Origin of the sequence: Kitasatospora sp. NPDC059795 (assembly GCF_042732175.1) — a bacterium.
Lineage (GTDB): Bacteria > Actinomycetota > Actinomycetes > Streptomycetales > Streptomycetaceae > Kitasatospora.
In genome coordinates this window covers 115259-123871 of record NZ_JBHWID010000013.1, presented here as the reverse complement: position 1 = coordinate 123871, position 8613 = coordinate 115259, and the positions used below count along the sequence as shown (strand labels likewise).

Sequence of the window (8613 nt, the reverse complement as noted above, 5' to 3'; positions counted from 1 at the left end):
CGAACGAACGGCCACCACGGTCATCGCGGTTGAAGCCACCCTGCGGACGGTCACCGAACGAACGGCCACCACGGTCGTCACGGTTGAAGCCACCACGCTCACGGTCACCGAAGGAACGGCCGCCGCGGTCGTCACGGTTGAAGCCACCCTGCGGACGGTCACCGAACGAACGGCCACCACGGTCATCGCGGTTGAAGCCACCCTGCGGACGGTCACCGAACGAACGGCCACCACGGTCGTCACGGTTGAAGCCACCACGGCCGCCACGGTCGCCGCCGCGGTCGTCACGGTTGAAGCCGCCACGCTCACGGTCGCCGAACGAACGGCCACCACGGTCGCCGCGGTCACCACGGTCGTCACGGTTGAAGCCACCACGACCGCCACGGTCGCCGCCGCGGTCACCACGGTCGCCGCGGTCGTCACGGTCCCGGTTGTAGGCGGGGCGCTCGGTGCGGGCCTCGCGGTAGGACGGGGCGCGCTCCTCGGTGACCGGCGCGGCCTCGCCGGCCGGCTGCTCGGCGGTCTCGGTGCCGGCCTCGGCGGCCTCGTCCGTCTCGACCTCGTCCTCGATGCCGAGCTCGGCACGCTCGCGGGCGGCACGGGAGGCCAGGCGGTCGGCCTCCTCGCGCAGCTCGGTGGCGCGGCGCTGGGCGCGCTCCAGCTCACGGGTGAGCTCGGCGACCTCGCGCTCGGCGGCGCCGGCGATGCCGGACGCGCTCTCGGCCTGGACCTCGACGAGCGAGCGGGCGCCGGTGATCTTGGCGACCTCGGCGTCGAAGGCGTGGTCGAGGATGTGGCGCGAGGCGTCGACGCCCGCGTCCTCCATCAGGCGGAACACGCCGCGACGCTGGTGCGGCAGCACCAGGGTGACGACGGTGCCGGAGCGGCCGGCGCGCGCGGTGCGGCCGGAGCGGTGCAGGTAGTCCTTGTGGTCACCGGCCGGGTCGACGTTCAGCACCAGGTCGATGCCGTCGACGTGGATGCCGCGGGCGGCGACGTCGGTGGCGACGACCACGTTGAGGTAGCCGTCCTTGAAGTCGCCGAGGACGCGGGTACGGGCGCCCTGGGTCATGCCGCCGTGCAGCGCGTCGGCCTTCACACCGGCCTCCAGCAGCTGCTGGGCGACCCGGTCCGCGCCCATCTGGGTGCGGACGAAGATGATGGTGCGGCCCTTGCGGGCGGCGATCGCGTTGGTGATCGGCGCCTTGTCCTTGGGCTTCACGACCAGGATGTGGTGGGTCATGGTGGTGACCGCGCCGGCCGACGGGTCGACCTCGTGGGTGACCGGGTTCTTCAGGTAGCGCTTGACCAGGGTGTCGATCTCGTTCTCCAGGGTGGCGGAGAACAGCAGGCGCTGGCCGCCGGCCGGCACCAGGTCGAGGATCTCGGTGACCTCGGGCAGGAAGCCCATGTCGGCCATCTGGTCGGCCTCGTCGAGGACGGCGACCTCGACCTCGTCCATCTTCGCGGAGCCGCGGTTGATCAGGTCGCGCAGGCGGCCGGGGGTGGCGACCAGCACGTCGACGCCGCGCTCCAGCGCGTAGATCTGGTTGGACATCGAGGTGCCGCCGCAGACCACCTTCAGGCGCAGGCCGAGCACCGAGCCGAACGGCTCCAGGGCGTCGGCGACCTGCATGGCCAGCTCGCGGGTCGGGACCAGGATCAGGCCGCGCGGGTGCTTGGCCTTGGTGCGCTCGCCGCCCGCCAGGCGGGTCAGCAGCGGCAGGCCGAAGCTCAGGGTCTTGCCGGAGCCGGTGCGGCCACGACCGAGGACGTCCTTGCCGGCCAGCGCGTCCGGGATGGTCGCGGCCTGGATCGGGAACGGGGTGGTGACGCCGCGCTTGGCGAGCGCCCGGACGACCTCGTCGTGCAGACCCAGGTCACCGAAGGTGAGGGTCGGCTCGGCGTCCGCGGCGGCGTCCGCCTCGGAGTCGGCGTCGGTGTCGGTGTCGACCGCGGCGTCGGTGAGCTCGGCGAGCTCCGCGTCCAGCGTGTCGGTGTCGAGAGAATCGGTGTCGGCGGCGTCGGAGCCGTTCGCGGGCATGGCGAAGCGGGCGTCGTCAACGAGAGACATGCAAAACCTTCCGGAAGTGGCACGCGCCAAAGTCCGGGGGTCTGTTGGAAATACCGCCTCTATGCGGTCAGCCACGGATCGCCGGAACGCGCCAAGGGCGCTCAAAGGTGTGAGGAGCGCCAGCCAAATAGGATCAAACGAACGATCTACCACCATAGGGGAACCTACGGATCAGAGGCAAATCCCCTGGTGGGAGCCGTCGAACCAAGGCTCGACCGCCGTTCCCCCACTCGTCGGCGCCTCCTCACCGACTGCTCAGTGACTCCTCAGCGACTCCTCAGTGACCGGACGGCAACTCGCTGGGCTCCGCGGACGCCCCGCTCGGGGTGGGCGAGGGCTTCGGCGAGTGCGAGGGCTCGGGCGCGCTGGGCTGCGGGGTCGGCGAGGACGCGCTGCCGCCGCCGGTCGGGGTGGGCGCGGGTGTACCCGGCGCGGGCGGCGTGCCGGCCGGCGCCGCGGGGGTGCCGGCGTTCGAACCGGGCACCGGCACGGGAGCGCCCTGCACGCCGACGGCCGGCGGCGTCGGCCCGGGCGGGTGCCCGCCCGGCGACGGGACCGCACCGGGCGAGGCACCGTCGACGCTCAGCGCGCCGCCGTGCTCACCGCGTCCGCCGCCCTGGTGTCCGCCCGCCCCGACCCCGGCCTTGAGGGTGGTCGCCGTGCCCGCACCGGTCGGCTTCACCCCGCCGGGCCCGGCCGGCGGGGTCGCGCCCACCGACATGCAGCCGCTCAGTCCGAACACGGCGATCGCCGCCATCGCCGCCCCTGCCGTCACCCGCCGCCGTGCCGAACCGACCGCCATCACCGAGCCACCTCCCGCACGGCCCGCCCGGGCCGCCATCCGTTCTCGGGTGCCCAACGCGCGTCCGCCCCACCGGGACACGGGCAACCGCCGACCAGCAGCCGCGCACGCCGCCCGGGGGGCGCACCGGCGCGGATGGCCTGGCGCCGCGTCAACGAACCTCGGACAATGGGCTGGTGGAGATGACCAGGGACGAGTTCGAGGCGCTGGTGTCCGACGCGCTGGACCAGATTCCGTCGCAGCTCGCGGCGATGATGGACAACGTGGCGGTCTTCGTCGAGGACGAACCCGACCCCGCCACCCCCGACCTGCTCGGCCTGTACGAGGGCATCCCGCTCACCGAACGCGGCGAGTGGTACGCCGGCGTCCTCCCCGACCGGATCCTGATCTACATGGGCCCGACCCTCCGTCACTGCGACTCCCGCGAGCAGGCCGTCGAGGAGGTCCGCATCACCGTCATCCACGAGGTGGCCCACCACTTCGGCTTCGACGACGACGAACTCCACGAGCTCGGCTGGTCCTGAACCACCCCCCGGAACACCCTCGGAGCAGCCCCCCGCAAACCCCGCCGCGCCGACCTCCGGAAACCGTTTTGGCGTTCCAGCCCGGCATCCCATATGCTTCTCGACGTCCCCGAACGCCGGAGAATCCGGCCGGAAGGGCCGCAAGCCCTCATCGTCTAGTGGCCCAGGACGCCGCCCTTTCAAGGCGGTAGCACGGGTTCGAATCCCGTTGGGGGTACGCAGTACCGTAGTAAGGTCCTGTGCGGAGCAATCCGCATGAGGTCCCGTGGAGCAGTTGGTTAGCTCGCCACCCTGTCAAGGTGGAGGTCGCGGGTTCAAGTCCCGTCGGGATCGCTCGTCTCGCAAGAGACGGTGCAGTACGGCCAGGTAGCTCAGTTGGTACGAGCGTCCGCCTGAAAAGCGGAAGGTCGCCGGTTCGACCCCGGCCCTGGCCACAGTAGGTGAAAGCCCCCGAGCGCATCGCGCTCGGGGGCTTTCGCGTGTGGTCGGACGGAGCAGGTCACCCGTCCATGTTCGAAGGAGCGCCGTTGTCCGCCACGACCCTGTCCGGCCCTGCCGAGACCGGCACGAAGCAGCCGCCCGCTCCCTCGACGCACATGCGCGTGCTGATCACCTGGCTCGCCGTCTACCCGTCGATCACCGTCGTTCAGCTGCTGCTCGGCCCGTTGCTGGGCGGTCTGGCGGTGCCGTTGCGGGTGCTGGTCATCACCGCCGTGGTGGTCCCTCCGGTGGTCTACCTGTTCGTTCCGGGGCTGCTGAAGGTCCGGGCGGCGCTGCTGCGGCGGCGCGCCCGCTGATCGGCACCGCCCGCTGATCGACGCCGCCCGCTGATCGGCACCGCCCGCCGATCAGCGCCGCAGCGCCTTGCGGGTGTTGCGGACGCGCAGGTGGGCGCGTTGGACGGTGGAGAGGGCGTGCAGCCGGCCGGCCACCGTGAGGCGGTACTTGAGGCGCAGGAACGGCGGGAGCGCGGCCATGTGCTCCGGGCCGATGGCGCTGAGCAGCCGGGTGACGTGCCGGTGGTAGGCGTGCCGGTAGTCGCGGTCGCCGTCGGGGACGGTCCAGAAGAACATCGGGACCTCCTCGACCAGGGTGTTGTGGTCGTAGGCCCGCAGGTGTTCGCGGTAGACGGGTTCGGGCCGGTCCAGCAGCCAGCCGCGGACGAGTTCGATGGACCGCACCCGGTCGGCCAGGCCGCGCGGGTCGGTGCGGCGCTGGGTGATGGAGCGGTCGCCGTCCTCGCGGATCCGCCAGTGGTAGACGGGTTCGGACAGCACGTCGACGCTCTTCGCCAGGAAGTGGTGCGGGACGCTGACGGGGGCGTCCTCGTACAGCATGCCTTCGGGGTACTCCAGGCCGGCCGCGGTGTAGAAGGAGCGCCGGTAGACCTTGTTCCAGGCGGTCCGGTCGGTGACCAGTGACGGCAACTCGCTGATGTGGGTGCGCAGTCGGGTCTCGGCGAACGGCCGGCGGTGGACGTGCGAGGGTTCGAGTCCGGTGGTCCGCAGCCGCAGCGCGTTGCCGGCCGCGAAGTCGGAGCCGGTCTCGTCGAGGGTGCTGACCATCAGCCGGTAGGCGTGCGCGGGCAGCGTGTCGTCGCTGTCGACGAAGGCCAGGTACTCGGTGCCGGGCGCAAGGTGCCGCACGCCGGTGTTGCGGGCCGCGCCGAGGCCCTTGTTGGTCTGCCGGACCAGGCGGAAGCGCGGGTCGCGGACGGTGTACTGCTCGGCGATGTCGGCGCTGGTGTCGGTGGAGCCGTCGTCCACCAGAACGCATTCGAAGTCGGTGAAGCTCTGGGCGGCGATCGAGTCCAGGCATTCGGCGAGGTAGCGCTCGACGTTGTACACCGGGACGACGACGGACAGTCGGGGGGCCATCGGCTGCGCGGCCTTTCGGGCAGGGCGCGCCCGAGTGGTGCTGGCGGACGGGCGCCGGGCGAGGACGCGGGGAGCGTATCGGCCCTGAACAGCCGTGTCGAGAACGGAAGGTGACGCAGTGGCAGCGGAACGGCGACGTCCGGTTGTCGAGCCTCGAACGGGAGCCCGGCCACGGTACGAACGAGCGCCGCTGCCCACCCCCGTGGGGCAACGGCGCCCGAACATCAGGGTGCCGATCCTGCCGATCCGGGCCACTCTCTGTCAACTATCGTGGATTCCAGAGTGACGAACGAGCCCCCCGGAGCGGCCTGTCCGCACGATTTCGGCACGGCTCCCTCAACGATCGTGCAGAGCTGGGCAATCGAGGGGATACGCCCGGGGGTACAGACCCTCTATGATCCGGCTCATGCCCACGGACTCCTCCCGCGCCGAAGCACCGGACTTCGCCAGCCGCTTCCGGCGTCTGATAGCGGTGATCTACCCCAAGGAACTCGGCCGGCCCTGGCGGGACTCCGAGATCGCCGACGGCACCGGGCTGAGCGGCACATACATCGGCAACCTGCGCAAGGGCACCCAGAAGCCGAGCCTGGAGAACGCCGTCCGGATCGCCAAGTTCTTCGGCGTCCCGCTGGACTACTTCTCCGACTCCGAGACCGCCGGCGCGGTCGAACGCGACCTGCGCCGGATCGAGGCGCTGCGCGACGCCCGGGTCGAGCGGATCGCGATGCGGGCGGCCGGCCTGCCGCCGGAGATGCAGGACGCCGCACTCACTATTGTGGAGCAGTTGCGGCGGGCGGTCGGCCTGCCCGCCGGCCAGTCCGACGAGGCCGGACCGATGGCGTGACGGAGCGTCAGCAGGTGCCGCTGGGACACTGGCGGCTGCCGGAAGGGGTCGACGTGCGGGGTATGGGGAGCGGGCTCGGACGGACCCGCCGCCGGATGCGGGCGGTCGCGCGCGATCTGCGCCTGCCGCCGCTGAGCGGCGTGGAGGAGCTGTGCCACGCGGTCTCCGCACACCTGGACCGGCCGATCCGGATCACCCCGCGCCGGATGCGGGTCGGTGAGCCGTCCGGTTTCGTGGAGCGGCTGTCGGCCGAGGACGTGATCCACGTCGAGCAGGAGACCTCCGGGCTGCACCGCGCGCACATCGTCTGCCACGAGCTGGCGCACCTGCTGTGCGGGCACCTGAGCGAGCCGCCGTCGCCGGACGAGGACCCGACGCTGGTCGAACTCTCCACCATCGACCCGGAGATGCTCCGCCTGGTGCTCGGCCGCTCGCACTACGACGACGCGGCCGAGGAGGAGGCCGAGGTGCTGGGCGCCGAGCTGATGCGCCTGCTGGTGCTCGCCCCGGGCGCGGGCACCACCTCGCAGCTGGCCCCCGCGCTGGAGCACCGCAAGGGACAGCATGTCTGAACTGCCGTACAACCTGGCGTACTTGGGCATCGGCGGAATTGCCTGGGTGGTGGCCGGGACGAAGCTCCGGGCCTGGCGGCGCGACCCGTCCTTCGGTCTGCTGGTGGTGGCCCTGGCGGTCGCCTCGCCGTCCACTTCGTTCCTGCTGGCCTCCCCGCTGCTGTACCGGGCGATCGGGCGCCTCACCGGCGTCGGCAACCTGGCCACCCTGCTGGTCTACCTGGGCATCGTCGGCTTCTCCGCCGCCGCGGTGGTCCTCGCCTCGGTGTGGGCGCCGCCGGAGGAGCGGGCCGGCGACCAGGTGTGGGCGCCGCTGGACGGCCGGCTGCGGCAGCGGGTGCGTCGGCGCACCGCGGTGTTCGCAGCGCTGGTGCCGGTGCTGGTGGCGCTGTTCCTGATCGGCGGCCCGTACCGGCCCGAGACGCCGCTGACCTTCGACACCACCTTCGCGCCGCGCACCGCCACCGCCCTGTTCCTCGGGCTCTACCAGGGCCTGTACGCCTACGCGTTGATCGACATCGGCCGGGTCTGCCTCGGCCACGCCGCCCGGCTGCCCGCGGGCTGGCTGCGCCGCGGCATCCGGCTGCTGGCGGCCGGCGCGCTCACCGCCTGCGGCTACGTGGTGTGCAAGATCGCGGCGATCGCCCTGGCGTACGCCGGGGTCGGGGGCGTGGAGTGGCTGAGCACCGCGCTCGGCCCGGCGTTCGCGACGCTCGGCGCGGTCGGCATCACGATGGGCTTCGCGGGCCCGGCGGGCGCCGCCTGGAACCGCCGTCGCCGCGACTTCCGCGCCCTGCGCCCGCTGTGGGACCTGGTCTACCGGGCGGACCGCCGACTCGCCCTGGAGGGCCCGCCGTCGCCCGCCTGGCGCGAGCGCGCCGCGCTGCGCGACCTGGAGTGGCGCACCACCCGGCGCGGACTGGAGATCCGCGACGGGCAGTTGACGCTCCGTCCGTGGATCGACCCGGCGAAGGTCCGCGACGCCGAGCGGCTCGCCGAGCGGGCCGAACTGGGCCCGGACGAGCGGGACGCGCTGGTGGTCGCCGCCGCGCTGCGCTCCGCGGTGGGCGCGCTGGCCGCCGGCGCGGTGCCGCGTCCGCGCGAGGAGCAGCCGGTGCTGCCCGGCCTGGACGCCGACCCGGCCGAGGAGCGGGCGCACCTGGTGCTGGTCGCCTCGTACCTGCAGTCCCCGCTGCTGGAGCGGGCGTTGGCCGAGCAGTCGTGACGTCCGAGGCACCCCGGGACGCGTTCGCCGCGCTGGTGCTGCACCGCGCCCCGCAGCGGGCCCGGGTCGGTCTGACGCTCGGCTTCGTACGCACCTTCGCCGTCCCGGAGATCGCCGAAGTGCTGTCCGGCACCGGCAGGTTGGCGTCCGCCCCGAAGGCCAGGGCGAAGGCGACGGGCATGATGATGTTCGCGCTGATCGGCCACGGGGTGGACAGCGAACCGGGCCGGGCGATCGTCGCGGAGCTCGCCGCGATGCACCGACTGCCGGGCGTGGACGCCGAGTTGATGCAGTACGTACTGGCCTGCTTCACCGTCTGCCCGGTCGAGTTCACGGCCCGCAACGGCGGCGTGACGGCCGCCGAGCGGGAGGCCGCGTTCGCCTTCCAGGCCGCGCTGGCCCGGGCCCTGGAGCTGCCGCCGCTGCCCGGCCCGGACCTGGCGCGGATCGCCGACTGGATGCGGGAGTTCGAGGCGACCCGGTTCGCCCCCAGCCCGGCCGGCCAGGCCCTCTGGCAGTCCGTGTCCGGCCTGTTCGCGGCCCGCCTCCCCGGCCCCCTGGCCCGCCACGCCCCGGCCTTCGCCACCGCCCTCCTGGACGCCCCCCTCCGGGCCGCCTTCAACACCCCCCGCCCCGCCTGGCCCCTCCGCGCAGCCGCCGCCGTCACATTCCGCCTGACCCGCTGACGGGCCGGC

At 72.8% G+C, this 8613-nt stretch carries 9 protein-coding genes and 3 tRNA genes; 9 read left to right on the top strand and 3 right to left on the bottom strand.

Features of this window, described 5'->3' with window-relative positions; translation table 11 throughout:
• Together ACFV4P_RS25270 and ACFV4P_RS25265 are read right to left on the bottom strand one after the other, a co-directional pair.
• Positions 1 to 2074, bottom strand: a 2074-nt coding sequence (locus ACFV4P_RS25270) for a DEAD/DEAH box helicase (RefSeq protein ID WP_380474747.1), incomplete at its 3' end; no start/stop codon positions are given.
• Between the two features lie 277 nt (positions 2075 to 2351).
• Positions 2352 to 2876, bottom strand: a complete 525-nt coding sequence (locus ACFV4P_RS25265) for a hypothetical protein (protein ID WP_380474745.1) — start codon at positions 2874 to 2876, stop codon at positions 2352 to 2354.
• Positions 2877 to 3049: 173 nt separating this feature from the next.
• Between ACFV4P_RS25265 and ACFV4P_RS25260 the strand changes: the two genes are divergently transcribed.
• The 5 genes from ACFV4P_RS25260 (at position 3050) to ACFV4P_RS25240 (ending at position 4197) form a co-directional block, all read left to right on the top strand.
• Positions 3050 to 3400, top strand: a complete 351-nt coding sequence (locus ACFV4P_RS25260; protein WP_380474944.1) for a metallopeptidase family protein — start codon at positions 3050 to 3052, stop codon at positions 3398 to 3400.
• Positions 3401 to 3544: 144 nt separating this feature from the next.
• A tRNA-Glu gene (locus ACFV4P_RS25255) sits at positions 3545 to 3617 on the top strand.
• A 42-nt stretch (positions 3618 to 3659) separates the two neighbouring features.
• Positions 3660 to 3733: transfer RNA gene (locus tag ACFV4P_RS25250), tRNA-Asp, on the top strand.
• A 27-nt stretch (positions 3734 to 3760) separates the two neighbouring features.
• A tRNA-Phe gene (locus ACFV4P_RS25245) sits at positions 3761 to 3834 on the top strand.
• A gap of 93 nt (positions 3835 to 3927) precedes the next feature.
• Positions 3928 to 4197 carry a hypothetical protein gene (locus tag ACFV4P_RS25240; RefSeq protein ID WP_380474743.1) on the top strand — a complete coding sequence of 90 codons (270 nt, stop codon included), beginning with the start codon at positions 3928 to 3930 and terminating at the stop codon, positions 4195 to 4197.
• Positions 4198 to 4248: 51 nt separating this feature from the next.
• On the opposite strand, the gene ACFV4P_RS25235 is transcribed toward ACFV4P_RS25240, so the two are convergent.
• Positions 4249 to 5277, bottom strand: a complete 1029-nt coding sequence (locus ACFV4P_RS25235; RefSeq protein ID WP_380474741.1) for a glycosyltransferase family 2 protein — start codon at positions 5275 to 5277, stop codon at positions 4249 to 4251.
• A gap of 406 nt (positions 5278 to 5683) precedes the next feature.
• Here ACFV4P_RS25235 and ACFV4P_RS25230 point away from each other — a divergent pair, with 406 nt between their 5' ends.
• The 4 genes from ACFV4P_RS25230 to ACFV4P_RS25215 are packed head-to-tail and all read left to right on the top strand — an operon-like array spanning position 5684 to position 8604.
• Positions 5684 to 6121 (top strand): helix-turn-helix domain-containing protein, encoded by a 438-nt coding sequence (locus tag ACFV4P_RS25230; RefSeq protein ID WP_073818059.1) that lies wholly within the window; start codon positions 5684 to 5686, stop codon positions 6119 to 6121.
• Positions 6118 to 6693: a hypothetical protein gene (locus ACFV4P_RS25225; RefSeq protein WP_380474739.1), complete on the top strand. Its 576-nt coding sequence runs from the start codon at positions 6118 to 6120 to the stop codon at positions 6691 to 6693. Before ACFV4P_RS25230 ends, ACFV4P_RS25225 begins: the two co-directional genes overlap by 4 nt.
• Complete coding sequence (locus ACFV4P_RS25220; RefSeq protein WP_380474737.1) at positions 6686 to 7918, top strand: MAB_1171c family putative transporter; 1233 nt, start codon at positions 6686 to 6688, stop codon at positions 7916 to 7918. Before ACFV4P_RS25225 ends, ACFV4P_RS25220 begins: the two co-directional genes overlap by 8 nt.
• Complete coding sequence (locus ACFV4P_RS25215) at positions 7915 to 8604, top strand: oxygenase MpaB family protein (RefSeq protein WP_380474735.1); 690 nt, start codon at positions 7915 to 7917, stop codon at positions 8602 to 8604. The genes ACFV4P_RS25220 and ACFV4P_RS25215 overlap by 4 nt, the downstream gene beginning before the upstream one ends.
• Positions 8605 to 8613 lie beyond the last annotated feature (9 nt).

Bases quoted from the DNA above. Each gene is read 5' to 3' on its own strand.
- ACFV4P_RS25265 (WP_380474745.1), bottom strand. From the start codon at position 2,876: ATGGCGGTCGGTTCGGCACGGCGGCGGGTGACGGCAGGGGCGGCGATG.
- ACFV4P_RS25235 (WP_380474741.1), bottom strand. From the start codon at position 5,277: ATGGCCCCCCGACTGTCCGTCGTCGTCCCGGTGTACAACGTCGAGCGC.
- ACFV4P_RS25230 (WP_073818059.1), top strand. From the start codon at position 5,684: ATGCCCACGGACTCCTCCCGCGCCGAAGCACCGGACTTCGCCAGCCGC.
- ACFV4P_RS25220 (WP_380474737.1), top strand. From the start codon at position 6,686: ATGTCTGAACTGCCGTACAACCTGGCGTACTTGGGCATCGGCGGAATT.